Raw genomic sequence first — 25,358 nt, forward strand, 5'->3', positions numbered from 1 at the left:
GAGTTCGGTGCGGCGTGCTGGTGAGCCGGTTCCGAGGAACCCGCGAGTGAAGCTTTCCGGAAAACCGCCCGGGAGCAAAACCCCGGCCCGGTTGGCTGATCGCAACACCGTACCCGTACCGTACGTACGGCATGCGCGAGGGGAAGCTCGAAGGAACGGGGAGAGCAAGGGGATGGCATCACGCCGCAATGAGCTCAGCGCCTACACGTTCGCACGGCGGCGCACGGTCGCGGCGTTCCTGCAGCCTTCGGGTGGCGGGAACGTCGACGACGCGCCCAAGGCGTTGCGTGCGGTGGTGCCGAGCCTGGTCCTCGGTGCGGTCGCGATAGCGGCCTTCGGCGCCTACGGGATGTTGAAGCCGTCCGCGCCCAAGGGGTGGCAGGGCGCCAACGACGTCATCGTCGACAAGGAGACGACCACCCGATACGTCATGCTGGGTGGGCAGTTGCACCCGGTGCTCAACATCGCGTCGGCCCGGCTGCTGCTGAGCGGCAACTCGGGTGTCGAGTACATCGAGGACTCGGCGCTGAACGCGCCCGGCGTCTCCCACGGCGTCACGGTCGGCATTCCCTACGCTCCCGACAGCCTGCCGTCGGCGACGGACGCCGCGACGCCCAAGACCTGGGCGGCGTGCGACCGTTCGGACGCGACGAGCGGCGACCCGGTCGGGCAGAAGCTGTTCGTGCTGGGCGGCTCCGAGGCCGGAGCGGTCGGCGGCCAGGGCCGGTTGAGCCCGCACCAGGCGCTGTACGTGCAGACCCCGGAGAACTCCTACCTGGTCGACTCGTCAGGTGTGGCACACCAGTTGGAGACCAACGGGGACTCGGGGCAGACCCTGGCCGACGCCGCCTTCGGTCTCAGCTACGGCAAGCCGCAGCAGGTCACCGACGCGTGGCTGGCGACGCTGCAGCAGGGAGACGCGATCTCGCTGCCGCGCGCGGACATCCCGGGCTACGGCACGCCGTACTCCGGCCAGAGTGTCGGTTACTCCGGCGCGAAGATCGGCGACCTGCTCCAGGCGACCGACCCGAGCGGCAACGTCATGCACTACGTACTGCTGCAGGACGGGCCGCACCGGATCTCCGACTTCGCCCGGGGCCTGGTCGCGGCGCTGCACAACAGCACCCAGGAGCAGTCCGTCGGCCAGTTCAACATGGCCGGGGCCAACCAGCTCGCGCCGTTCGAGAGCACCAAGAACTGGCCGCAGGACAGCGTCACCCAGGCCAACAACGGGGTGTCCGGCAACGCGATGGCCGCCTGCGCGGTGTACGGCGGCGGCATGGGTCAGTCCGGCGCGCAGCTGGGCGTCTGGGTCGGGCAGAACTTCCCGGTGAACAAGAACTCGGGCAGCGCGGGTGTCTACGTCACGCCGGGCACCGGCATGCTGCTCCAGGCCGTCAGCGGCCAGGGCGGCAGCGGTCAGGTCTACCTGCTGACCGACACCGGACTGCGCTACCCCGTGCAGATGAACTCGGACGGCAACAGCGGCAGCACGTCCGGCGGCACGTCCGGCAGCACCTCGGGCGGCACGTCCGGCTCCAACGGCGGTGCGAGCGGCGGGAGTTCGGCCGGCGCCGCGGGCGGTGCGGCAGGCGGTGCGGCGGGTGCCGGAGCGGGCTCGGGCCAGAACGACACCGCGGCGGCCCGGCTCGGCTACGGGCAGGTCCAGCCGCTCCCGGTCCCCGGCTCGTTCGCGGGCATGGTGCCCTCGGGACCGATGCTCTCGAAGGACGCAGCCGAGACGCCGCAAGGGTCCTGACGATCGGTCAGACGACACCGGGCTGTGACCGTTTCCGTACCGCATCGGCACGAACTTCGGCCAGACCTGGTGTTGGGGCTGTCGTACAGGACGGCTAGAGTGCTACAAGACATCACCTCTCGGTGACGTCGGCCGGGGGCGGCACATGTCGGACATCCGGTTCTTCTCACAGGTCTGTCTCATGGGGGACGGTGCTACATGGCGGGTCAGTTCAGGACTACTGCCGACGAGATGCGGGCTTTCTCTTCCCGCATCTCCGAGGTCAACTCCCAGATCCAGCAGGAGCTCAGCCGGCTGAACAACGTGGTCAGCTCGATCACGAGTGGCTGGCAGGGTGAGGCTGCGTCCGCGTACTCGGCGCTTCAGCAGAAGTGGAACGAGGACGCGACCAAGCTCAACCGCGTGCTGAGCGAGATCAAGGACGCGATCGACAACACCTCGAAGCAGTACACCGCGACGGAGCAGGAGCAGCACTCGGGCCTGAACAAGATCACCTCGGCCCTCGGCTGACGCCGAGCCGTACGGCTTGTTCCCGGCCCGCCCAGGGCGGGCCGCCCGACCGCGGCGGACGACGCGTGTCGCGTGAGTCCGCGATCACCTGTTCAGAACCGATGAGGGAGACACCATGGCCAACTCCGGCCACATTCTCGTCAATTTCGGCACCGTGTCCCAGGCGTCGTCCGACGTGCGCCAGACCGCCCAGCGCGTCCAGCAGCAGCTGGACGACCTGAAGGCGGGCGTGCAGCGCATCGCCGCGAGCTGGGAGGGTAAGGCGCAGGAGGGCTACCAGGCCCGCCAGCGCGAGTGGGACACCTCCGCCGCCGACCTGCACTCCGTGCTGGAGCAGATCGCCGGTGCGCTCGACAGCGCCGCGCAGAACTACCAGGCGACCGAGAACCGCAACGCCTCGATCTGGGGCGCCTGACGCCTCGGCACGCTCCTGAGCGTGCCCGTCCGCGCGCCGTATCGCGCGCGAACATCGCGTCGACGCGCCGCGCGCCGGTCTCCCGCTCACGCGGGGGCCGGCGCGGGCGCGTGCGGCGTCTTTCCTGATCATCCTGGGGGACCGGATTCGTGAACAGGCACCACCGCAGGGCTCTGGCCGTCGCCGCATGCGCCCTCGCATGCACCGCCGTGCCCGCTCTGCCCTTCGGACAACCCCTGGGCTCCTCCGGTCCCGCGCAGGCCACGCTCGCTTCCGACGGTCAGTGCACCTTCCCTGCGGCGTCGATCCCCGGTGAGCCGTGGGCGCTCCAGCGGGTGCTGATGTCCCAGCTGGGCAACCTCAAGGGCCAGAACGTCACCGTCGCCGTGATCGACTCCGGCGTCGACGACAACAACCCGCAGTTGGCGGGCGCGGTCGTGGCGGGCCAGGACTTCCTCAAGAGCAGCCAGTCCGGCACCTCGACCACCGACCCGATCGGCCACGGCACCATGGTCGCCGGCATCATCGCCGCCCGCCCGGGCTCGGGCACCGGTTTCCAGGGTCTCGCGCCGGACGCGACGATCCTGTCGATCCGCCAGAACGACGGCCAGCCCGGCACCGCGACCGAGCAGACGCTGAGCCAGGCGATCGACTGGGCGGCCAACCACGGCGCGCAGGTCATCAACATCTCGCAGGACCTGACCGACTCCAACGGCCAGCCCTACCAGGGCATCAACGCGAGCAGCCAGTTGGCCGTGTCGGTCGCGAACGCGATCGCCAAGGGGATCGTGGTCGTGGCCGCGGCGGGCAACGAGAACGAGAGCGTGCCCACGTATCCGGCCGCGCTGCCCGGCGTCCTCGGCGTCGGCGCCTCCGACCGCAACAACGAGCGTGCCGACGGCTTCTCGGAGATGGGCAAGTCGGTGGCCGTCGCCGCGCCCGGCGTGGACATCGTCTCGACGGTGCCGAAGGGCGGCCAGTGCGTCGACAACGGCACCAGCTTCGCCGCGCCGTACGCGGCGGCGGTGGCGGCGCTGCTGCGGGAGAAGTACCCGCACTGGACCCCGGCGCAGATCGTCGCCCGTATCGAGCAGACCGCGCAGCGCACGGATTCCGGCCCGAACGCGGACATCGGCTGGGGGATCGTCGACCCGGTCGCGGCCGTCACCGACAACTCCCCGCCGGAGGACGCGGCGGTCCCGACCGCGCCGAACTCGACCGGCGCGTCGCCGGTCCAGGCCCGCCCCTTCGCCCTCGGCGAGACCCAGCAGCAGAAGGACCAGCGCGCGGCGCTGTTCGCTCTGACGCTCGGTGCGATCGGCCTCGTCGCCATCGCCGGCACGGCCACGGTCCTCCGCGACAACAAGAAGCGCGCCGCGCGCCCGGTCACCCGCTGAACGTTCAGTTGCACGACCTCAGGGCGAGAGAAACCACTGACATGCGGATGGCCCTGCTCGTTCGGTGCTCTACCTGCGTGGGTGGCTTGTCGCGCAGTTCCTCGCGCCCCTGAGGTAGTGCAACGTCCCTCTGCGTAAACGTGAGAGCCCGCCCCCGCGCACTGCGCGGGGGCGGGCTCTCAGGGTGTGGGGCTACGGACGTCAGTCCACCAGCTCGGAGGCTTCCTTCTCGTCCTCGGGGACGGTGATGATCCAGCGGGTGTCCGGGCGGGGGCGGAGGTAGAAGACCCAGTAGAGGGCCGCCGCCGCGGTGATTCCGCCGGTCCAGCAGAGCGCGGAGAGCGGTTGCACCTTGACCACGTAGAGGAGGACAACGATCAGGATGATCGGGACGACCGGCCACAGCGGCATCCGGTAGGCCTTCGCGGCCTTGTGCGGGCCGCGACGTGCACCCAGGGAAGCCACGGCCACACACAGATACAGCAGGGCGACGGAGACGCCGGTGACCGCGCTCAGCGTGTCCAGGTTGACGAAGCAGAGGATCGCTCCGGGGACGCCGACCGCCAGGGTCGAGATCCACGGCGAGCCGTAGCGCTTGCTCAGGCTGGTGAAGGCGCGGTTGATCGGCTCCGGCCAGGCCTTGTCACGGGCCGAGGAGTACAGCACGCGGGAGTTCTGGATGACCATGACGATCGCCGCGTTGATGATCGCCATCGCGATCGCCAGGCTGACGAAGGTGCCGACGGCCGAGTTGCTCCACTGGGTGACCATCGAGGAGATGTCGCCGCCCGCCAGGGCGTCGAGGCTGGGGGCGCCGAGGGTGATCGCGATGACCGGGATCAGGATGACCGCGGAGCCGATGCCCAGCGTCCACAGGACGGTGCGCGGGACGGTGCGGTGCGGGCGCTCCATCTCCTCGGCCAGGTAGACCGCGGTGGAGAAGCCCTGGGTGATGAAGAGCGCGCCGGCCAGGCCGGCGATGATCGTGCCCATGGTCACGATGCTGACGCCGCCGTGCGCGCCGGGCAGCTCCGGGTGGAACAGGACCGAGGCGGAGCGGTTGCTGTGCGCGAAGCCGAGGATCGCGACCAGGCTGGCGGCGACGACCTCGAGCACCAGGAAGATGCCGGTGATCCAGGCGTTGGCGCGCAGGTCGAGCAGACCCATGACGGTGGCCGCGAGCATCACGATCGCGCCCATGACCTTGGGGTCGATGTGGACGATCGGCGACAGGTACTGGGCGGTGCCCAGGGCGATCACCGGCGGGACGATCAGGACGACCAGCAGCGCCTGGATGAAGGCGAGCCAGCCGGTGAACCGGCCGACCGTGTGCCCGGCCATGGCGTACTCGCCGCCGGCGCTGGGGACCAGCGTGCCGAGCTCGGAGTAACACCAGGCCACGCCGATACAGAGCACGATGGCGATGATCAGCGCGAGCGCCGTGCCGGTGCCCATCACGGCCAGCGAGGCGGGCACGATCACGAAGAGCGAGGACGCCGGGGTCAGGCACGACAGGGTCAGCAGGGTGCCGCCGACCACGCCGATGGAACGCTTGAGCTTCTGCGGCTCGGCCGCCTCGATGTGCGGCGTGGACTCCGCTGTGCCGTCACTTGGGCGGCGCAGGATGTCGGTCATGGGCGTTCCGTTCGGCTCGTGCATCAGGTGCTGCAACGGTCGGGTCGCGGGGGAGCGCTATCGCCTCCTGGCGCTGTCGCTGGTGCTGCTGTGAGTCGCTCCCGGTCCCCGTTATGGAACCCTGCCGTTAACGGGGCGTCAAGGCCGGTTTTGCTTCGGATTCCGTTGCCGGGATTCGCTAACACAACTAATCTGATGTCCAGTCAGCGATATGTCTGAAATGACTCAAAGCTTCCATCGCCTTCCGATCCAATGCATGGCCATGCAACAGCCTTGCCATCGATGCTAACGCGCATTAATGATCATGTGATCGAGATCCACCCTTCGCACAATGACAAAAGGGCCGCCGAGTGACGAATCACTCAGCGGCCCTTTCGGCCTGCTACGGATCGAGCGGTCTTGGACCCAAACCGTCCGGATAACGATGCGGCTACTGCGGCTGCGACCAGCCCGTCTGGACGGTGAACGAGCCACGGCGACGCGTGACCAGCACACCTCGGCCGGGCGGGAGGATCTGCGGTCGCACGTTGCCCAGCAGCACACCCTCGTCCCGGTCGCCGGAGAGCACGATGCCCTGCGCGCCCAGCTCCTTCAGCCGCTGCATCATCGGCTCGAAGAGGGCACGCCCGGCGCCGCCGGAGCGGCGGGCGATGATGATGTGCAGACCGACGTCCTTGGCGAACGGCAGCACCTCGAGCAGCTGCTGCAGCGGGTTGCCGGTGGACGTGGCGACCAGGTCGTAGTCGTCGACGACCAGGAACAGCTCCGGCCCGCTCCACCAGCTGCGGTCGCGCAGCTGCTCCTGGGTGACGTCCTTGCCCGGGATGCGGCGCTCCATCGAGCCCCGCACGTCGCCGAGGAAGGCCTGCAGCGCGGGCTGCGCGGCGGCGTACTCCAACAGGTGCGGCGTGTTGACCACACCCAGCAGCGAGCGGCGGTAGTCGCCGATCACGATGAGCGCCTGCTCCGGGGTGTACCGCTCGGTGATGCCCTTGAGCAGCAGGCGCAGCAGCGCCGTCTTACCGGTCTCGCCGTCACCGAAGATGATGAAGTGCGGGTCGGTGTCGAAGTTGAGGTACACCGGCGCCAGCGCGTTCTCGTCGACACCGATGGCGATGCCGAGCTCCGGCGTCTCGAAGGCCTTCGGCAGCTGCTCGGCGGGCAGCAGGTCGGGCAGCATCCGGACCTGCGGAGCGCGCGGCCCCTGCCAGTTGTCCGAGATCGCGCGGACCGACGCGGCCACGCCGTCGGACAGGTCCTCGACGTTGCTGGAGCCGTCCAGGCGCGGCAGACCGGCGAGGAAGTGCAGCTTGTCCGAGGTGAGACCGCGCCCCGGCGCACCGGCGGGCACGTTCTGCGCGACCTTGCGGTCGATCTCGGACTCCATCGGGTCACCGAGCTTGAGCTCGATGCGCGTCTGCAGCAGGTCCTTCAGCGCCGGCCGGACCTCGCCGTAGCGGTTGGCCGTGATCAGCACGTGGATGCCGTAGGCCAGACCACGCTGCACTATGTCCGCGACCAGCGGCTCCAGCTGCTCGAACTCCTGGCGGAAGCTGAGCCAGCCGTCGATGATCAGGAAGACGTCGCCGTAGGGCTCGTCCGGCAGCATCCCCTGCTTGCGACGGGAGCGGAAGGTCGCCACGGAGTCGATCTGCTGGGACCGGAACAGCTCCTCGCGCCGGTTCAGCACGCCGGAGACCTCGGAGATCATCCGGCGTACCTTGTCGGCGTCCAGCCGCCCGGCGACGCCGCCGACATGCGGCATGCCCTGCATGCCGATCATGCCGCCACCGCCGAAGTCGAGGCAGTAGAACTGCACCTCGGCGGCCGTGTGGCTGATCGCGAACGAGGTCATCATCGCGCGCAGGATCGTCGACTTGCCGGACAGCGGACCACCGACGACCAGACCGTGACCGGCCGCGCCGGAGAAGTCCACGTACATCAGGTCGCGGCGCTGCTCGAACGGCTTGTCCACCAGACCGACCGGGACCACCAGGCGGCCCTGCGCGGTGTACTCGGGCGCGGACAGGCCGCGGTCCGGGGTGACGGCAAGCGCGCCGAAGAGCTGGTCGACCGAGGGCGCCTCGTTGAGCGGCGGCAGCCACACCTGGTGGGCGGGCGGACCCTGCCCCTCCAGCCGGTCGACGATCACGTCGAGGACCGTGTCCACGAGCGCGTCGTCCTGCCTGGCCACGGGAGCCACGATGGGCTCCTCGTCGATCGGCTGCAGCGGCAGCGCCACCGGCGAGCCGGTGAACAGCACCGGCAGCGCCTTCCGCACCCGGCCGGACGACGTCTGCGCACTGCCCGCCCGGTAGGGGCCGGAGACGTAGGCGGCCTTGAACTGAGCCATCACGTCGGTGCCGAACTTGAGGTACCCGACGCCGGGGACCGGCGGCAGGTGGTACGCGTCCGGCACACCCAGCGCGGCGCGCGACTCGGCGGCCGAGAAGGTGCGCAGACCGATGCGGTAGGAGAGATAGGTGTCCAGGCCGCGCAGCTTGCCCTCTTCGAGGCGCTGCGAGGCGAGCAGCAGGTGCACGCCCAGCGATCGGCCGATACGGCCGATCTGGATGAACATCTCGATGAAGTCCGGCTTGGCCGTGAGCAGCTCGCTGAACTCGTCGATGATCAGCAGCAGCGAGGGCAGCGGCTCCAGCGGGGCGCCGGCGGCGCGGGCCCGCTCGTAGTCGTGGATGTTGGCGAAGTTGCCCGCCGCGCGCAGCAGTTCCTGACGGCGGTTCAGCTCACCGGTGATCGAGTCGCGCATGCGGTCGACCAGGGTGAGTTCCTCGGCCAGGTTGGTGATGATCGCGGAGGTGTGCGGCATGTCCGCCATACCGGCGAAGGTCGCACCACCCTTGAAGTCGGCGAGGACGAAGTTCAGCGTCTCCGACGAGTGCGTCAGCGCGAGACCGAGCACCAGGGTGCGCAGCAGCTCCGACTTGCCGGAACCGGTGGCGCCGACACAGAGGCCGTGCGGGCCCATGCCCTCGAGTGCGGCCTCCTTGAGGTCCAGGACCACGGGCTCGCCGCCCGCGCCCAGACCGATCGGGACGCGCAGCCGCTCGTTCACCGGGCGCGGACGCCAGGTGCGGGCGGTGTCGACCGAGGCGGCGTCGCCGACGCCCATCAGGTCGGTGAAGTCGAGGTTGGCCAGCAGCGGCTCGTCGTCGCCGCCCGCCGACAGGCGCAGCGGTGCGAGCTGGCGGGCCAGCGCCTCCGCCTGCCAGGCCGACAGGATGTCCGGCGAACCGCTGTAGACCGCGCCGGAGGCGGAGCGGAGCTGCATCTGGTCGGGGGTGACCGTGATGGACAGCGCGCCGCGCGGCTCGTCCATGTCGCCGGGGACCACCTCGATCACGGTGACGCCCTGCAGGCCGTCGCCGTTCGCGAGCACCGAGTCGGCGCCGACGGCCGCGCCGTCCAGCACCACCACGAGGTGCTTCTGGTCCGGGACCGGCGCCGAGTCGCGGTGGAACCGGGCGCGGCCGGAGAGCTCCTCGCCGAGCAGCTCCTCCAGCTCGTCCAGCGAGGTGCAGAGCATCCGCAGCGAGCCGGCGCCGTCGGTCTCCCGGGGGTGCTGGGTGTGCGGGAGCCACTTGGCCCACTCCCAGTCCGGCAGCGCACCGGGCGCGGCGGCGACGCCGACGACCAGGTCGTCGGGGGAGTGCAGCGTGGTCAGCTGCGCGAGTATCGACCGCAGCGTCCCGTAGACCGTGTCCGGGTCGCCGGAGACGCTCAGGTGGTAGAAGGCGCGCAGCGAGACCGCCAGCGGCAGGTCGGGCAGCGTGCTGTGCGACGACAGGAAGGTCTTCATCGCCTCGGCCGTCAGCGGCTCCAGCTCGTCGACCGGCGCGGTCTGCGGCGGCACCAGCCGGGTGAGCAACTGCTGCGGCCCGCGGCCGACGCGCACCTGGGCGAAGTCGGGGTCGCTCGGGCGGCGCTCCCAGAGCCGGCGGCCGTCGGCGACGACCGACCAGAGCTGGTCCGGCTGCGGGTGCGTGAACAGCTGTGAGTCACGCTGCAGCGTCGCGGTACGACGGACCTGCTTGCGCACCTGCGACAGGTACTTGAGGTAGTCGCTGCGCTCGTCGTCGATGCTGCCGCCGCCTCCGCGCCGCTGCTGGTTCAGCTGCGCGATGGCCATGGCCACCGTGGAGGCGACCATCAGACCGCCCATGACCTTCATCATGGTCTGGGCGCCGGGCATGAAGAAGAAGGCCGCAGAACCGGCCGTCGCCAACATCGGCAGCAACGACTGCCACCAGGCCTGACCGTCGTCGCGAGGGAGCTCCGGAGGAGACTCCAGCCTCACGTCCTCGGTCGGAACCGCCGGGGGGTACGCCCTTGGCGGTCGCTTGACGGTCACCACACTCAAATCGGCACCAGCCTTGTCCCTCGGGCCGGATCGGCCCCTAGTCCCCCGGTGACCGGCAGGCGCTTGCGCCCCCTGGCACCGCTGTCCGCAGGCGGCGATCCTATCGGTCCACGCTCACCGCTCGATCACGGGGAAGAACAGATCGAACGTCACGAGCAGTTCGAGCAAGTCCGAAAGGGCATCCGATCGTCCGTCCAGCACCTCGATCGTTCGATCACTCAGCAGTTCCGGAAACGTCGTGGCGTCGTCCGCGAGCCCAGCCAGCGCGGCACGGGTGAGGGACACGACGGCGTCCGGTTCCGTCACCGTGCCCGGCGCGCAGACGCGGTGATGCAGCGTGCCGTGGGAGAGCTCGACCAGATGCGCGGTGCCCGCGTCGACAAGGCGCAGTTCCAGCCGGAGCGCCCGCCCGGCCGCACGCGGGCCGTCAAGGCGGACCGCCAGGTAGTCCAGCAGCATCGAACCCGGCATCCCGCGCAGCACGTCCGGCTGGACCGGGTTGCGTAGCCCCGGCAACTCCGGTGTGCCCTGCCGGAGTTCGAGCGCGCCGGTCAGGTAGAAGTCGCGCCACGGCCCCGACTCGGCCTGGTAGCCCAGCTGCTCCAGGGCGTCGGCCTGCAGCAGCCGCGCATCCTGGTGGGACGGGTCGGCGAAGACCACGTGGTTGACCGCCTCGGCCACCCAGCGGTACTCGCCCTTGGCGAAGTCCTCCCTGGCCCGTTCCAGGACGGCCTCGGCTCCGCCCATGTACACCACGTACTTCCGCGCCGCTTCGACCGGCGGAAGCGGGTGCAGGTGGGCCGGGTTGGCGTCGAACCAGCCCAGGTACTTCTGGTAGACGGCCTTGGCGTTGTGGTTGACCGTGCCGTAGTAGTCCCGCAGGAAGAACTCGTCGGCCAGCCCCGGCGGCAGCTCCAGCTGCTCGGCGATCTCGGTCGCGACCAGGCCCTGGTTGGCCAGCCGCATGGTCTGGTCGTGCAGGTAGCGGTACGCGTCGCGCTGCTTGGTCAGGTACGCGGTGATGTCCTCCGCGCCCCAGCGCGGCCAGTGGTGCGAGGCGAAGACGACGTCGGCGGCGGGCGCGTGGTCGCGCAGCGCCTCGTCGATGTAGCCGGACCAGGCGAGCGCGTCGCGCACCTCCGCGCCACGCGGGGTGTAGAGGTTGTGCAGCACCGCCGAGCAGTTCTCGGCGAGGCAGAGCGCGCGGTGGTCGGGGAAGAGGAAGTTCATCTCGGCCGGAGCCTCCGTGCCGGGCGTCACCTGGAAGACCATCCGGACGCCGTCGACCACCAGCTCGGTCCCGGTCTCCGACACGGTCTCGGTCGGCGGCACCAGCCCCCAGGTCCCGCCCGCGACGGCCCGGCCGAGGCCGGTGTCGACGTGCCCGTGCGCGCCCTTGGGCAGCAGCATCCCGTACATGTACAGCGCGCGGCGGCTCATCGCGGTCCCCGCGATCACGTTCTCGCTGACGGCGTGCTGCAGGAACCCCTCGGGGCCGATGACGCGGACCCGGCCCGACGCCACGTCCTCGTCGCTCACCACACCGCGGATGCCGGCGAAGTGGTCGACATGGCAGTGCGTGTAGACCACGGCGGTGACGGGGAGTTCGCCGAAGTGCGCGGTCACCGCGGCCAGCGCGGCGGCGGAGGTCTCGGCGGCGGTCAGCGGGTCGATCACGATCCAGCCGCGCTCGCCGCGCACGAAGGTGATGTTCGCGAGGTCGTAGCCGCGGACCTGGTAGATCCCCTCGGTCACCTCGTAGAGCCCGTGCGCCGCGTTGAGCCGGGCCTGCCGCCACAGCGAGGGGTTGACCGTCTCCGGCGCCGCAGGTGTCGCGGCGAGCGCACGGTTGGCGGTGAAGTCCCAGCTCGGCAGCCCGAAGGCGTTCAGTATCGCGTCGTCCTCGGTCCGCGCCAGCAGGCCGCGTTCGGCACGCTCGAAGTCGGCGCGGTCGTCGAGCCGCAGTCGCGCGGCGAGGGCGGCGTGCGCCGCGCGGGTGGCCTCGGTGGCGCCCTTCGGGGCGCGCGGGTCGGTCGTCATCGCACCAGTAACGCCGGGCGGTCAGCAAGGCGTCCAATACGCGTTGTGCACCGGATCCATAGGTCGGTCCTATGGGTCGTGGCGGGGTGATGACAGGGTGGGGGCATGGACGCACGGCAACTCGACTACTTCCTCGCGGTCGTCGAACACGGCGGCTTCACCCGCGCGGCTGACGCACTGCATCTGGCGCAGCCCTCCCTCTCCCAGGCGATTCGCGCGCTGGAACGCGAGCTCGGCGCACGGCTGTTCCAACGCGCCGGACGCGGCGTGGTGCTCACCTCGGCGGGCGAGGCGCTGGTCGGGCCCGCCCGGCGGGTGGCCCTGGACCTCGTCGCGGCGCGGGAGGCGGTCGCCTCGGTGGTGGGCCTGGTCGCGGGCCGGGTCGACCTGGTCGTCCAGCCCGCGGCGGTCGACGCGGCGGGCGAGCTCACGGCCCGCTTCCGCAGGCGCCATCCGGCGGTCACCGTCCGCCTCGTCGAACCGCGCCGCCCGCCGTTCCTCGCCCGCGACCTGCGCGAGGGCGACGCGCAGTTGGGCCTGTCCTACGTGCCGGTCGCGGAGAGCCAGGGGCTCGTCGTCGAGCCGCTCCGGGAGGTCGAGATGGCGGCGATCCTCCCGCCGGGCGCGGAGTGCGGGTCCGGCGAGGAGCCGGTGACCCTGGCCGAACTCGCTGGCCTGCCCATGGCGGTGGGCGCGCCGGGCACCGCCTGGCGGGAGATGACCGACGGCCTCTTCGCGGAGGCGGGCGTGACGCCCACCATCGCGGTGGAGTCCGCGTACCGCGAGGCCGTCGGCCCGCTGATCGCCTCCGGCGGCCTCGCCGTGATCGCCCCACCCACGCTCGCACCGCGCGGCGCGGTCGTCCGCGCCCTCACCCCACCGGTCAGCCGGACGCTGGCGCTCCTCCGCCGCCCCGGCACCCTCCCGCCTGCGGCGGAGGCGTTCTTGCAGACGGCGAAGGAGTCGTAGCCCTGGGGGAGTTGCAACTCCTCCAGGGGCGCGGGGAACTGCGCGCCAAGCCACCCACGCAGATGGTTCGGCGAACGCACAGGGCCATCCGCTCATCAGTGGTTGTTCGCGCAGTTCCCCGCGCCCCTGGAGGTGCAACCTCCCTCGCAGCCCAAGGGCATCCGTGATCTGTACAAAAGGTTCACATCCGAGCAGCGGTTCCCGGGAACCCTGGGCGTACGTCATGTCCGTGTCCGTATAGGGTGAACGGCTGTCAGCCACGGTTAGGGGGAGGCCACCACGTGAGCACCAGCGCCACGACCGGATTCTGCAGGGTCACTGTCGTCGCACCGGACAGCCGCATCGATGTCGCGCTGCCAGAGGACGTTCCGCTCGCAGACATCTACCCGGAGGTGCTCCGGCTCTCCGGACAGCAGCAGGCGGACGGCGCGCCCACCGGGTTCCACCTGGTACGGCGCGACGGCAGCGTCCTGGACAGCAGCCTGCCGCTGCAGGCCCAACAGGTGCGTGACGGAGAGCTGTTGAGCCTCCGTCCGTTCGCGGAGTCGCTCGCTCCCGCCGTCTACGACGACGTCGCCGACGCCATCGCGTCCAGCGTCGCGGAGGACCGCAGCCAGTGGGGTCCGGGCCTCATGCGGATGGCGGGCCTGATCGGTGGCGTGATCGTGCTCGCGCTGCTCGGCTTCGCGCTCTGGTTCTCGGACCTGACGCACGACATGCACAGCCTGCCCGGCGTGATCGCCGGCGTCAGCGCCGTCGTCCTGATCGCGCTCTCCGGCGTGCGGGCGCGCGTCTACGACGACCGCGGCTCCGCGCTCGCCCTCGGCCTGGCCTCGCTGCCGCTGGCCCTGCTCGCCGGTACGGGCATCGTCTCGCCCGGTCAGATGCAGGGGCCCGGCCGGATCCAGTTCCTGGTCGGCTGCATCGTGGTGCTGCTCGCCTCCGTGCTGCTCGCCGCGCTGATGCCGGCCGGTGACGCGGTCTTCGTCGCCGCCGCGCTGGTCTCCGCCGTCGGCACGCTGTCGACCTTCGCGGGCGTGCTCACCAACGCCTCGGCGACCGAGGTCGCGGCGGGGTCCGCGGTCGTCGCCGTCGGGCTGATGGGCTTCCTGCCCTCGCTCTCCTCGCGCTTCGCCCGGCTGCCCGTCGGCTTCCACGCGCCGACCCAGAGCGGTTCCAGCGCACGCAACGAGGAGCCCGAGCCGGTCGACCTCAAGCGGATCGCCATGCAGGCGCGTCGCGGTCACGAGCTGCTGGTCGGCATGGTCGGCGGCTGCGCCGCCGTCGTCCTCGGCAGCTGCGTCGTGCTGGCCTTCACCGACAGCACCTGGCCGGAGCTGCTGGCGCTCGCCCTCGGCGTCTCGACGATGATGCGGGCCCGCCTGTTCCGCCACACCTCGCAGGTCATGTGCCTGCTGGCGTCCGGCCTCGGCAGCCTCGCGCTGCTGGTCGTGGGCATCGCGCTGCACATGCCGCTGTTCCTCTACATGAACATGCGCAACTCGTCGGCGATCGACATCCGCACGCTGATCATGGCCGCGGGCATCGGCGCGGGCGCCGCGATCCTGGTCGCGATCGCGCTGGTGGTCCCGGAGAAGGGCGTCTCGCCGTTCTGGGGTCGCCTGCTCGACGTGATCGACGGCCTGACGCTGGCCGCGCTGATCCCGCTGGCGCTGGCCGTCCTGGACATCTACTCGACGGTCAGGGGCCTCACCGGCTGACTGGTAGGCTGGTCCGCCGGGACTCCCCTGTGGACCGTCCCGCCCGCCGAGTACATCAGAACCTGTGAAGCAGACCAGGGGCGCTCGGCAACCGAACACCTAAGGAGTGGGCGTGGCCCTCGACCAGAACGTCAAGAAGCAGATCATCGCCGAGTACGGCCAGAAGGAGGGCGACACCGGCTCCCCCGAGGTGCAGATCGCGCTGCTCTCCCGCCGCATCTCGGACCTGACCGAGCACCTCAAGTTCCACAAGCACGACCACCACTCCCGTCGTGGTCTGCTGCTTCTGGTCGGTCAGCGCCGTCGCCTGCTGCAGTACCTGGCCAAGACCGACATCGAGCGCTTCCGCACCCTGGTGGACCGCCTCGGCATCCGCCGTGGTGCCGCCGGCGCCGCTCGCTAGTCACCTCGCTCGGGGGCGGCTCCCAATCGGGGGGCCGCCCTTCGGCACATGTGGCCACGCTGATTTCCGGCGCGGCCGGCCACGCCACACCGCGTGGTTGTGCCTTACGCACGCGTGGGAAAGAGTCCGTGCGTAAGGTGTGAAGGGAAGGGTGTCCGTCCGCACACGGCGGTCGGGCACGGACGCGGAGCGTCCACACGCATTCCGAGCCAGCGCCAGCCAGGCGCCGGTCCTCGGTAGTGGCCGCCGGAGGAGCAGACGCAGGACGCGTGCTCCGCCCGGCAGCTTCGATCGAAGACCGGCCAGGTCCAGGCCGTGAGACTCAGGACAAGCGCGGGGGCGCTCCACCTAGAGGACAAAAGAAGGAGATCTTCCGGGTGGAAGACAACACCATGCACGAGGCCGTGGCCGTCATCGACAACGGCAGCTTCGGCACCCGCACCATCCGCTTCGAGACCGGCCGCCTTGCCAAGCAGGCCGCCGGTTCGGCGGTCGCTTATCTCGACGACGACACCATGGTCCTCTCCGCGACCAGTGCGTCGAAGCAGCCGAAGGAGCACTTCGACTTCTTCCCGCTGACGGTCGACGTCGAGGAGCGGATGTACGCCGCCGGGCGCATCCCCGGCAGCTTCTTCCGCCGTGAGGGCCGTCCCTCCGAGGACGCCATCCTCACCTGCCGCCTGATCGACCGCCCGCTGCGCCCGTCCTTCGTCAAGGGCCTGCGCAACGAGATCCAGGTCGTCGTGACGGTCATGGCGCTCAACCCCGACCACCTCTACGACGTGGTCGCCATCAACGCCGCCTCCGCCTCCACGCAGCTGGCGGGCCTGCCCTTCTCCGGCCCGATCGGCGGCGTCCGCGTCGCGCTGATCCGTGGCCAGTGGGTCGCCTTCCCGACGCACAAGGAGCTGGAGGAGGCCGTCTTCGACATGGTCGTCGCCGGTCGCGCCCTCCCGGACGGCGACGTCGCGATCATGATGGTCGAGGCCGAGGCCACCGACAAGACCATCGAGCTGGTCAAGGGCGGCGCCACCGCGCCGACCGAGGAGGTCGTGGCCGCCGGCCTCGAGGCCTCCAAGCCGTTCATCAAGGAGCTGTGCCGGGCGCAGGCCGAGCTGGCCGCCCACTCGGCCAAGCCGACCACCGAGTTCCCGGTCTTCCTCGACTACCAGGACGACGTCCTGGAGGCGCTGACCGCCGCGGTCAAGGACGAGCTGGCCCAGGCCCTGACCATCCCCGGCAAGCAGGCCCGCGAGGCCGAGCTGGACCGCGTCAAGGACCTCGCCGTCGAGAAGCTCCTGCCGGAGTTCGAGGGTCGCGAGAAGGAGATCTCCGCCGCGTACCGCGCGCTGACGAAGAAGCTGGTCCGCCAGCGCATCGTCAAGGAGAAGGTCCGCATCGACGGCCGTGGCATCACGGACATCCGCACCCTGGCCGCCGAGGTCGAGGTCGTCCCGCGCGTCCACGGCTCGGCGCTGTTCGAGCGCGGCGAGACCCAGATCCTGGGTGTCACCACGCTGAACATGCTCCGGATGGAGCAGCAGCTCGACACGCTCTCCCCGGAGACGCGCAAGCGCTACATGCACAACTACAACTTCCCGCCGTACTCCGTCGGTGAGACGGGCCGCGTGGGCTCGCCGAAGCGCCGCGAGATCGGCCACGGCGCGCTGGCCGAGCGTGCGCTGCTCCCGGTCCTGCCGACCCGCGAGGAGTTCCCCTACGCGATCCGTCAGGTCTCCGAGGCGCTGGGCTCCAACGGCTCGACCTCGATGGGCTCGGTCTGCGCCTCGACCATGTCGCTGCTGAACGCCGGTGTGCCGCTGAAGGCCGCCGTCGCCGGTGTCGCCATGGGTCTGATCTCCCAGGAGATCGACGGCGAGACGCACTACGTCGCGCTCACCGACATCCTCGGCGCCGAGGACGCGTTCGGCGACATGGACTTCAAGGTCGCCGGTACGAAGAACTTCGTCACCGCGCTCCAGCTCGACACCAAGCTCGACGGCATCCCCGCCTCGGTCCTGGCCGCCGCGCTGAAGCAGGCCCACGACGCGCGTCTGCACATCCTCGACGTGATGAACGAGGCGATCGACGTTCCGGACGAGATGTCCCCGAACGCGCCGCGCATCATCACGATCAAGATCCCGGTGGACAAGATCGGTGAGGTCATCGGCCCCAAGGGCAAGATGATCAACCAGATCCAGGAGGACACCGGCGCCGAGATCACCATCGAGGACGACGGCACGATCTACATCGGTGCGGCGGACGGCCCGGCGGCCGACGCGGCGCGGAACACGATCAACCAGATCGCCAACCCGACCATGCCGGAGGTCGGCGAGCGCTACCTGGGCACCGTGGTGAAGACCACGACCTTCGGTGCGTTCGTCTCCCTCATGCCGGGCAAGGACGGCCTGCTGCACATCTCGCAGATCCGCAAGCTTGCCGGCGGCAAGCGCGTGGAGAACGTCGAGGACGTGCTGCCGGTCGGCACCAAGGTCCAGGTCGAGATCGCGGAGATCGACCCGCGCGGCAAGCTCTCGCTGATCCCGGTCATCGAGGGCGAGGAGGCGGCTGACGCCGCCACCGACGCTGAGTAGTACATGCACTCTGCGGCCCGGCTCTACCGTTCAGGTGGGGTCGGGCCGCAACCATGCACCGCCCCTGGGTAGTGCAACCATCCAAAGGAATTCAGAGTGACCCAGCCGACGGCTCAGGACCAGCGTCCCGGGACGACCAAGACCCTGCTCAAGGGCATCGACGGTGCTGGAACCGTGCGACGAACGGTCCTTCCCGGCGGGCTGCGGGTGGTCACGGAAACGCTGCCGACCGTCCGGTCCGCCGCCTTCGGGATCTGGGTCGGAGTCGGGTCGCGCGACGAGACCCCCGTGCTCAACGGGGCGACGCACTACTTGGAGCACCTGCTCTTCAAGGGCACCAAGACGCGTTCCGCGCTGGACATCTCCTCCGCGCTCGACGCGGTCGGCGGTGAGATGAACGCGTTCACCGCCAAGGAGTACACCTGCTACTACGCGCGGGTGCTCGACCGCGACCTGCCGTTGGCCGTCGACGTCGTCAGCGACATGCTGACCTCCTCGCTCGTGCGGCAGGAGGACATCGACACCGAACGTGACGTCGTCCTCGAAGAGATCGCGATGACCGAGGACGACCCGGGCGACGTGGTCCACGACCTCTTCGCCAAGGTGCTCTACGGCGAGTCCCCGCTCGGGCGGCCCGTCCTCGGGACCGTCGACACGATCAACGCGCTGACCCGGGACCAGGTCTACGGCTTCTACCGCCGTCGCTACCGGCCCGAGAACCTCGTCGTCGCCGCGGCAGGGAACGTCGACCACGCCAAGGTGGTCCGCCAGGTCCGCCGCGCGTTCGAGAGCGTGGACGCGCTGGGCCGGGCGGAGACCGCGCCGGCCGCGCCGCGTGGCGGGACGCGGGCGCTGAAGACCGCGGGCAAGGTGGAGATACTCGACCGTCCGACCGAGCAGGCGCACCTGGTGCTCGGCATGCCCGCCCTGGCCCGAAACGACGACCGGCGCTGGGCGCTGGGCGTGCTCAACGCGGCCCTCGGCGGCGGGATGAGCTCGCGGCTGTTCCAGGAGGTCCGGGAGAAGCGCGGGCTGGCCTACTCGGTCTACTCGTACACCTCGGCGTACGCCGACTCCGGCCTCTTCGGCATCTACGCCGGCTGCCAGCCGAAGCGGGTCGAGGAGGTCCTGGGGATCTGCCGCGAGGAGCTGGCGAAGGTCGCCGAGCACGGCATCACCGACGAGGAGCTCAAGCGCGCCGTCGGCCAGATGTCCGGCTCGACCGTGCTGGGCATGGAGGACACCGGCTCGCTGATGTCCCGCGTCGGCAAGGCCGAGCTCTGCTACGGCACCCACCTCTCCGTCGACGAACTGCTCGGCAAGATCGCCGCCGTGACGCTCGACGACGTCCGGTCCGTGGCCACCGAGGTGCTCGGTGGATTCCGGCCCTCGCTCGCCGTGATAGGACCGGTGGCGGGGAAGCGCGCCGCGCGCCTCACCGAGGCCATGCAGTGACCGGTTGGAACAGCGCGACCGGCCTGAACGTGACCGGCCTGAACCAGACACTTAGCTAGGAGCCACTGCACATGAGCACGCCGCTGCGGGTCGCCGTCGTCGGTGCCAAGGGCCGGATCGGCTCGGAGGCTGTTCGCGCCGTCGAGGCCGCCGAGGACCTGGAGCTGGTCGCCGCGCTGGGACGCGGGGACAGGCTGGAGACGCTGGTCGAGACCGGCGCCCAGGTCGTCGTCGAACTCACCCACCCCGACGCGGTGATGCGCAACCTGGAGTTCTGCACCGCCCAGGGCATCCACGCCGTGGTCGGCACCACCGGCTGGACCGAGGAAAGGCTCGCCCAGCTGGAGACCTGGCTGGCCGCCTCGACGGGCACCGGCGTGCTGATCGCACCGAACTTCTCCATCGGCGCGATCCTGACCATGCGCTTCGCGCAGCAGGCTGCCAAGTTCTTCGAGTCGGTCGAGGTCATCGAGCTCCACCACACCAAGAAGGCCGACGCGCCGAGCGGCACCGCCACGCGTACCGCGCAGCTGATCGCCGCCGCGCGGGCCGAGGCCGGGCTGCCGCGGCAGGACGACCCGACCACGCACGGCCTCCCGGGCGCGCGCGGCGCGGACGTGGACGGCGTGCCGGTGCACGCGGTCCGGCTGCGCGGTCTGCTGGCGCACCAGGAGGTGCTCTTCGGCGGCGAGGGCGAGACGCTGACGATCCGTCATGACTCGCTGCACCACAGCTCGTTCATGCCGGGCATCCTGACCGGTGTGCGCCGGGTGGTGGACGTTCCCGGACTCACCTTCGGGTTGGAAAAGTTCCTGTTCGAAGGGGAGTGACGCACTCATGGTCGCTCGGGTGATGTACTTCGTGGTCACGCTGGCGCTGCTGGTGGGCCTGGCGGTGGTCGCGGTGACCGGCGGCCAGCTGATGGCGAGCGGGCAGGCCACCGGCATCGGGATCGGCATCTCGGCCGAGGTGCTGGTCGGGCTGGCGCTCTGGTTCGTCTGGAAGACGTTCCGCTTCGGCCGGGACAGCCAGCGGCTCTCCCGGATCCTGGAGGCCGAGGGCGGACTGCCGGTCGACGAGCTCAAGCACACCCCGGGCGGCGGCATCGACCGCGACTCGGCCGACGCGGTCTTCGCCAAGCGCAAGGCCGAGACGGAGGCGTCGCCGGAGGACTGGCGCAGCTGGTTCCGGCTGGCCGTGGCCTACGCGGACGCGCGGGACACGCCGCGCGCCCGCAAGGCGATGGAGCGCGCCATCAAACTCCAGCACGAGGCTGCGGCACGCTGACGCCCGCTCCAGCCCCGACCGACACGGTCAGGGAGTAGCGCAGCTCCTGGAGCACCGCCCCGGCCAGTTGCAGGTCGGTGCGGCCGCCGTCCGGCCGCCAGCCGTGGCGCTCGTAGAAGCGGCGCGCCTGGTGGTTCTCCTCCAGCACCCACAGCGTCAGTTCGGCGTACCCGTCGGCGGCGAGCGCCTCGGTCGCGGCGGCCAGCAGCCCTGCGCCCGCGCCGGTGAACCAGGCGTCGGGGTGCACGTAGAGGGCGTAGACCTCCCCGAAGCCCCCGCGACGGCCGCCGGCGACCTCCACGGACGGCCGCTCCGGGCCTGCCAGCACGAAGCCGACGACCTGGGCCGAGTCCTCGGCCCCCAGGGCCGCCTCGACGACCAGGAAGTGGTCCCGGTCGGGGAGCGCGGCCAGGTACTCCTTCATGCGCGGGAGCGCCGCCCCGGGGTCCAGCCCGTCCAGATAGGCGGGCGGGACCAGTCCGGCGTAGGCCGCGCGCCAGGAATCCACGCGTACCCGAACCACCTGGGCCAGATCGTTTTCAGCGGCCGTACGGACCGTCAACGTCCTCATGAACCCTCCCCGTTCACTGACATGAGGCGGGCGAGTGTAACCGAGGAGTGGCATGTCCCGGGCAGCCGTACGCGGCCGAATGCCCCGTTCGGCGGCGTGACGGATACCCTGTTCGGCGGGTTCGCCTGGTAGTGCCGGTACCAGCATCGGCAGGCTCTCGTCATTCGACCGGAAGTGCCGCGAGGGTTGGACCCATGATCGAAAGGAAACCCCCGTTGACCGACCAGACCGACGCGAGCCCGGACGCACCCGAGCCCCGCTTCCGTGACGACGTCACCGTCGAGCTGGTGCGCAGCAGCGCCGAGGACGCCGACGTGCTCTTCGCCGCCCGGGTCTCCACGGCGGGTGAGCAGTCGCTGGAGGAACTGCAGAAGGACCCGGAGCGCTCCCGCGGGCTGATCAACTTCCTGATGCGGGACCGGCACGGCACGCCGTTCGAGCACAACTCGATGACCTTCTTCATCAGCGCGCCGATCTTCGTCTTCCGCGAGTTCCACCGGCACCGTGCCGGCTGGTCCTACAACGAGGAGAGCGGTCGCTACCGCGAGCTGCAGCCGGTCTTCTACATCCCTTCGGCCGAACGGAAGCTGGTGCAGCGCGGCCGCCCGGGGAAGTACGAGTTCTTCGAGGGCACGCCGGAGCAGCAGAAGGCCGTGACCGAGGCGATGGAGGACTCCTACCGTCAGTCCTACGCCCGCTACCAGGAGATGCTCGACGCGGGCGTCGCACGTGAGGTCGCCCGCGCGGTGCTGCCGGTCGGTCTCTTCTCCTCGATGTACGCGACGTGCAACGCCCGCTCGTTGATGCACTTCCTGTCGCTGCGCACCAAGGACGAGCGGGCCAAGGTCCCGAGCTTCCCGCAGCGGGAGATCGAGATGGTCGCGGAGAAGATGGAGCAGCTCTGGGCAGGGCTGATGCCGCTGACCCACGAGGCCTTCAACACCCATGGCCGAGTCGCGCCGTAGGGGTTGCCGCCCCTGACCAGCTCGTCCGCGCGTTCGGCAAGATTTCCCGTATGTCCCATTTGCGGGATATCGCACCGTTCCCTAATCTCAAAGCACGAGCCCCGGCGCCGCTTGAACCCCCGAGCAGGCGGCGCCGGGCTCCTCGCATGTTGCCGCGTGTGTTCCTGCATGTCCTTCAGCTGGACCGACTGTGCCTGCACACTTCACGAACGAGTAGCGTTGGACACATGGCTCCGACCTCCACCCCCGAGACCCCCTTCGGCCGGGCGCTGACTGCGATGGTGACCCCGTTCACCGCCGACGGCTCCCTCGACCTCGACGGCGCCCAGCGGCTGGCCGTCCACCTGGTCGACGCCGGGAACGACGGCCTCGTCATCAACGGCACCACCGGCGAGTCGCCGACCACCACCGACGCGGAGAAGGCAGCGCTGGTGCAGGCCGTGCTGGAGGCCGTGGGCGACCGCGCCCACGTGATCGCGGGCGTCGGGACCAACGACACCCACCACACCCTGGAACTGGCCCGCCAGGCCGAGCGCGTCGGCGCCCACGGCCTGCTCGCGGTGACCCCGTACTACAACAAGCCCCCGCAGGAGGGGCTCTACCGGCACTTCACGGCCATCGCGGACGCCACCGGGTTGCCGGTCATGCTCTACGACATCCCCGGCCGCTCCGGTGTGCCGATCGCCACCGAGACCATCGTCCGGTTGGCCGAACACCCGCGGATCGTCGCCAACAAGGACGCCAAGGGCGACCTCGCGGCCGCGAGCTGGGGCATCGCCCGCAGCGGCCTGGCCTGGTACTCCGGCGACGACATGCTCAACCTGCCGCTGCTCGCGGTCGGCGCGGTCGGCTTCGTGAGCGTCGTCGCCCACGTGGTCACCCCGGAGCTGCGCGCCATGGTCGACGCCTTCGTCGCGGGCGACGCCGCAAAGGCCACCGAGATACACCAGCGCCTGCTCCCCGTGTTCACCGGTATGTTCCGTACGCAAGGTGTCATCACCACCAAGGCAGCACTCAACCTCCAGGGCCTCCCGGCCGGGCCGCTGCGCCTGCCGCTGGTCGAGGCCACCGAGGCGGAGATCGAACAACTGAGGGAGGATCTCGCCGCAGGCGGGGTACACCTCTGACAACAGACGTCCACGTCCCGACTTCTGGAGACGTGATGCAGTACCTGTACAGCAGTAACGATGCCGCGCGCGCCAGAGCCAGGAAGCTCCCACCGGCGTGCGCGGGAAGGAGAACAATTGAGTCATCCGCACCCTGATCTGGGCGCTCCGCCGCCACTGGCGCCGAACGCCCTGCGGATCACCCCGCTCGGCGGTCTCGGTGAGATCGGCCGCAACATGACCGTCTTCGAATACGGCGGGCGCCTGCTCATCGTCGACTGCGGTGTGCTCTTCCCCGAGGAGGAGCAGCCCGGCGTCGACCTGATCCTGCCGGACTTCTCGTCCATCCGGGACCGCCTCGACAAGATCGACGGCATCGTCCTGACCCACGGTCACGAGGACCACATCGGCGCGGTGCCCTACCTGCTCCGCGAGAAGCCGGACCTCCCGCTGATCGGTTCCAAGCTCACGCTGGCGCTGATCGAGGCCAAGCTGGCCGAGCACCGGATCCGGCCGTACACGTTGGAGGTCAAGGAGGGGCAGCGCGAGCGCATCGGCTCCTTCGACTGCGAGTTCATCGCGGTCAACCACTCCATCCCGGACGCGCTGGCGGTCGCCATCCGCACGCCGGCCGGTCTTGTCGTCGCCACCGGTGACTTCAAGATGGACCAGGTCCCGCTGGACCGCCGTCTCACCGACCTGCCGACCTTCGCCCGTCTGGGCGAGGAGGGCATCGACCTGCTGCTGGTCGACTCGACCAACGCCGAGGTGCCCGGCTTCATCGCGCCGGAGCGCGAGATCGGCCCGGTGCTCCAGCAGGTCTTCGACCGCGCCGACAAGCGCATCATCGTCGCCAGCTTCGCCTCGCACGTGCACCGCATCCAGCAGGTGCTGGACACGGCGCACGAGTTCGGGCGCAAGGTCGCGTTCGTGGGGCGCTCGATGGTCCGCAACATGGGCATCGCCCGTGACCTCGGCTACCTCAAGGTGCCGGGCGGCCTGGTCGTCGACGTCAAGACGCTGGACGACCTGCCCGACGAGGACGTGGTGCTGATCTGCACCGGTTCGCAGGGTGAGCCCATGGCGGCACTGTCCCGCATGGCCAACCGCGACCACCAGATCCGCATCGTCGAGGGCGACACCGTCATCCTCGCGTCCTCGCTGATCCCGGGCAACGAGAACGCGGTCTACCGCGTCATCAACGGCCTGACCCGCTGGGGCGCGAACGTCGTCCACAAGGGCAACGCCAAGGTGCACGTCTCCGGCCACGCGTCCGCGGGCGAGCTGCTGTACTTCTTCAACATCTGCAAGCCGCGCAACCTGATGCCGGTCCACGGCGAGTGGCGCCACCTGCGCGCGGTCTCCGAGCTGGCCCAGAAGACGGGCATGCGCAAGGACCGCGTCGTCATCGCCGAGGACGGCGTGGCCGTCGACCTCAAGGACGGCGTCGCCCGGATCGCGGGCAAGGTGCAGGCCGGGTACGTCTACGTCGACGGACTGTCGGTCGGCGAGATCGGCGAGGGTTCGCTCAAGGACCGTCGCATCCTCGGCGACGAGGGCATCATCTCGGCGTTCCTGGTCGTGGACTCGGCCACGGGCAAGGTGCTCAGCGGCCCGAACATCCAGGCACGCGGCTCCGGCATCGACGACGAGGCGTTCGCCCCGGCGATCGAGAAGATCCAGGAGGCGCTCTCGCGCTCCGCGCAGGACGGCGTCCTGGAGCCCCGCCAGATCCAGCAGCTGGTGCGGCGCACGCTCGGCAAGTGGGTGTCGGACACGTACCGCCGCCGGCCGATGATCCTGCCGATGGTCGTCGAGGTCTGAGAAACCTCTTGACAGGGCCCGAGCCCCCGAGTTGCTTCCGGGGCTCGGGCCCTGTAATGTTCTCCGAGTTGCCTCTCTCGCGGCGAGCTTCGCGCGGGACGTATGGTGGCGAACCCCTGAATCCGATGATCGTACGAATTTGTTTTCGTGCTGCCATTTTTCAGGACCGGCTGGTGGATTTGGTTGTTACCGAAGAAATCAGCTAGAGTTTCACTCGTCGGAACGGGCCGGAGCGAAAAGCGAAGGCCGGAAGTTCTGATAAGCTAGAAAACGAAGGAAGCGCCCGGAGGGCCCGGTGAAACGGGACCGAAGGAAGCGTCCGTTCC

At 70.0% G+C, this 25,358-nt stretch carries 18 protein-coding genes; 14 read left to right on the forward strand and 4 right to left on the reverse strand.

Going from position 1 to position 25,358, the window contains the following annotated elements; translation table 11 throughout:
• Positions 1 to 172: 172 nt before the first annotated feature.
• The 4 genes from eccB (at position 173) to mycP (ending at position 4,081) form a co-directional block, all read left to right on the forward strand.
• Entirely contained in the window at positions 173 to 1,759 is a 1,587-nt protein-coding gene (gene eccB / locus I2501_RS38130; RefSeq protein ID WP_196198693.1) for a type VII secretion protein EccB, read from the forward strand.
• 198 nt (positions 1,760 to 1,957) lie between these two features.
• Positions 1,958 to 2,269, forward strand: coding sequence for a WXG100 family type VII secretion target (locus I2501_RS38135; RefSeq protein ID WP_196198694.1), 312 nt, complete (start codon positions 1,958 to 1,960; stop codon positions 2,267 to 2,269).
• A 115-nt stretch (positions 2,270 to 2,384) separates the two neighbouring features.
• Positions 2,385 to 2,684: a WXG100 family type VII secretion target gene (locus I2501_RS38140; protein WP_196198695.1), complete on the forward strand. Its 300-nt coding sequence runs from the start codon at positions 2,385 to 2,387 to the stop codon at positions 2,682 to 2,684.
• Positions 2,685 to 2,893: 209 nt separating this feature from the next.
• Positions 2,894 to 4,081, forward strand: a complete 1,188-nt coding sequence (mycP, locus tag I2501_RS38145) for a type VII secretion-associated serine protease mycosin (RefSeq protein WP_328806892.1) — start codon at positions 2,894 to 2,896, stop codon at positions 4,079 to 4,081.
• 201 nt (positions 4,082 to 4,282) lie between these two features.
• Here mycP and I2501_RS38150 read toward each other — a convergent pair whose 3' ends face one another.
• The 3 genes from I2501_RS38150 to I2501_RS38160 all read right to left on the reverse strand — a co-directional run bounded on the left by I2501_RS38150 (position 4,283) and on the right by I2501_RS38160 (position 12,137).
• Complete coding sequence (locus I2501_RS38150; protein ID WP_196198697.1) at positions 4,283 to 5,716, reverse strand: APC family permease; 1,434 nt, start codon at positions 5,714 to 5,716, stop codon at positions 4,283 to 4,285.
• Between the two features lie 430 nt (positions 5,717 to 6,146).
• Positions 6,147 to 10,097, reverse strand: coding sequence for a type VII secretion protein EccCa (gene eccCa / locus I2501_RS38155; RefSeq protein ID WP_196198698.1), 3,951 nt, complete (start codon positions 10,095 to 10,097; stop codon positions 6,147 to 6,149).
• A 114-nt stretch (positions 10,098 to 10,211) separates the two neighbouring features.
• On the reverse strand, positions 10,212 to 12,137 hold the full coding sequence (locus I2501_RS38160) for an alkyl/aryl-sulfatase (protein ID WP_196198699.1): 1,926 nt from the start codon (positions 12,135 to 12,137) through the stop codon (positions 10,212 to 10,214).
• A gap of 105 nt (positions 12,138 to 12,242) precedes the next feature.
• On the opposite strand from I2501_RS38160, the gene I2501_RS38165 reads away from it, so the two are divergent.
• From I2501_RS38165 to I2501_RS38195, 7 genes are all read left to right on the forward strand, one after another.
• Positions 12,243 to 13,106, forward strand: coding sequence for a LysR substrate-binding domain-containing protein (locus tag I2501_RS38165; protein WP_196198700.1), 864 nt, complete (start codon positions 12,243 to 12,245; stop codon positions 13,104 to 13,106).
• A gap of 281 nt (positions 13,107 to 13,387) precedes the next feature.
• The gene (gene eccD, locus I2501_RS38170; protein WP_196198701.1) at positions 13,388 to 14,827 is read left to right on the forward strand and encodes a type VII secretion integral membrane protein EccD; all 1,440 of its coding nucleotides are present in this window, start codon (positions 13,388 to 13,390) and stop codon (positions 14,825 to 14,827) included.
• Positions 14,828 to 14,939: 112 nt separating this feature from the next.
• On the forward strand, positions 14,940 to 15,230 hold the full coding sequence (gene rpsO / locus I2501_RS38175) for a 30S ribosomal protein S15 (RefSeq protein ID WP_196198702.1): 291 nt from the start codon (positions 14,940 to 14,942) through the stop codon (positions 15,228 to 15,230).
• 392 nt (positions 15,231 to 15,622) lie between these two features.
• Entirely contained in the window at positions 15,623 to 17,824 is a 2,202-nt protein-coding gene (locus I2501_RS38180; RefSeq protein WP_196198715.1) for a polyribonucleotide nucleotidyltransferase, read from the forward strand.
• Between the two features lie 96 nt (positions 17,825 to 17,920).
• Positions 17,921 to 19,279: a M16 family metallopeptidase gene (locus tag I2501_RS38185; RefSeq protein ID WP_196198703.1), complete on the forward strand. Its 1,359-nt coding sequence runs from the start codon at positions 17,921 to 17,923 to the stop codon at positions 19,277 to 19,279.
• Between the two features lie 71 nt (positions 19,280 to 19,350).
• Positions 19,351 to 20,109, forward strand: a complete 759-nt coding sequence (gene dapB / locus I2501_RS38190) for a 4-hydroxy-tetrahydrodipicolinate reductase (RefSeq protein ID WP_196198704.1) — start codon at positions 19,351 to 19,353, stop codon at positions 20,107 to 20,109.
• Between the two features lie 7 nt (positions 20,110 to 20,116).
• Positions 20,117 to 20,566 (forward strand): tetratricopeptide repeat protein, encoded by a 450-nt coding sequence (locus tag I2501_RS38195; RefSeq protein WP_196198705.1) that lies wholly within the window; start codon positions 20,117 to 20,119, stop codon positions 20,564 to 20,566.
• On the opposite strand, the gene I2501_RS38200 is transcribed toward I2501_RS38195, so the two are convergent.
• On the reverse strand, positions 20,535 to 21,137 hold the full coding sequence (locus I2501_RS38200) for a GNAT family N-acetyltransferase (protein WP_196198706.1): 603 nt from the start codon (positions 21,135 to 21,137) through the stop codon (positions 20,535 to 20,537). The two genes, I2501_RS38195 and I2501_RS38200, sit on opposite strands and share 32 nt — an antisense overlap.
• 194 nt (positions 21,138 to 21,331) lie before the next feature.
• Between I2501_RS38200 and thyX the strand changes: the two genes are divergently transcribed.
• The 3 genes from thyX (at position 21,332) to I2501_RS38215 (ending at position 25,032) form a co-directional block, all read left to right on the forward strand.
• Entirely contained in the window at positions 21,332 to 22,102 is a 771-nt protein-coding gene (thyX, locus tag I2501_RS38205) for an FAD-dependent thymidylate synthase (protein WP_196198707.1), read from the forward strand.
• A gap of 227 nt (positions 22,103 to 22,329) precedes the next feature.
• Positions 22,330 to 23,229, forward strand: a complete 900-nt coding sequence (dapA, locus tag I2501_RS38210; protein WP_196198708.1) for a 4-hydroxy-tetrahydrodipicolinate synthase — start codon at positions 22,330 to 22,332, stop codon at positions 23,227 to 23,229.
• 117 nt (positions 23,230 to 23,346) lie between these two features.
• Entirely contained in the window at positions 23,347 to 25,032 is a 1,686-nt protein-coding gene (locus I2501_RS38215) for a ribonuclease J (RefSeq protein WP_196198709.1), read from the forward strand.
• Positions 25,033 to 25,358 lie beyond the last annotated feature (326 nt).

Source organism: Streptacidiphilus fuscans (genome assembly GCF_015690355.1).
Taxonomy (GTDB): domain Bacteria; phylum Actinomycetota; class Actinomycetes; order Streptomycetales; family Streptomycetaceae; genus Streptacidiphilus; species Streptacidiphilus fuscans.

Excerpts from the sequence above, each read along its gene's own strand:
- I2501_RS38180 (WP_196198715.1), top strand. The coding sequence starts at position 15,623 with ATGCACGAGGCCGTGGCCGTCATCGACAACGGCAGCTTCGGCACCCGC.
- I2501_RS38200 (WP_196198706.1), bottom strand. The coding sequence starts at position 21,137 with ATGAGGACGTTGACGGTCCGTACGGCCGCTGAAAACGATCTGGCCCAG.
- I2501_RS38165 (WP_196198700.1), top strand. The coding sequence starts at position 12,243 with ATGGACGCACGGCAACTCGACTACTTCCTCGCGGTCGTCGAACACGGC.
- eccB (WP_196198693.1), top strand. The coding sequence starts at position 173 with ATGGCATCACGCCGCAATGAGCTCAGCGCCTACACGTTCGCACGGCGG.
- thyX (WP_196198707.1), top strand. The coding sequence starts at position 21,332 with ATGATCGAAAGGAAACCCCCGTTGACCGACCAGACCGACGCGAGCCCG.
- dapA (WP_196198708.1), top strand. The coding sequence starts at position 22,330 with ATGGCTCCGACCTCCACCCCCGAGACCCCCTTCGGCCGGGCGCTGACT.
- I2501_RS38135 (WP_196198694.1), top strand. The coding sequence starts at position 1,958 with ATGGCGGGTCAGTTCAGGACTACTGCCGACGAGATGCGGGCTTTCTCT.
- I2501_RS38150 (WP_196198697.1), bottom strand. The coding sequence starts at position 5,716 with ATGACCGACATCCTGCGCCGCCCAAGTGACGGCACAGCGGAGTCCACG.
- I2501_RS38140 (WP_196198695.1), top strand. The coding sequence starts at position 2,385 with ATGGCCAACTCCGGCCACATTCTCGTCAATTTCGGCACCGTGTCCCAG.
- I2501_RS38195 (WP_196198705.1), top strand. The coding sequence starts at position 20,117 with ATGGTCGCTCGGGTGATGTACTTCGTGGTCACGCTGGCGCTGCTGGTG.
- I2501_RS38160 (WP_196198699.1), bottom strand. The coding sequence starts at position 12,137 with ATGACGACCGACCCGCGCGCCCCGAAGGGCGCCACCGAGGCCACCCGC.
- dapB (WP_196198704.1), top strand. The coding sequence starts at position 19,351 with ATGAGCACGCCGCTGCGGGTCGCCGTCGTCGGTGCCAAGGGCCGGATC.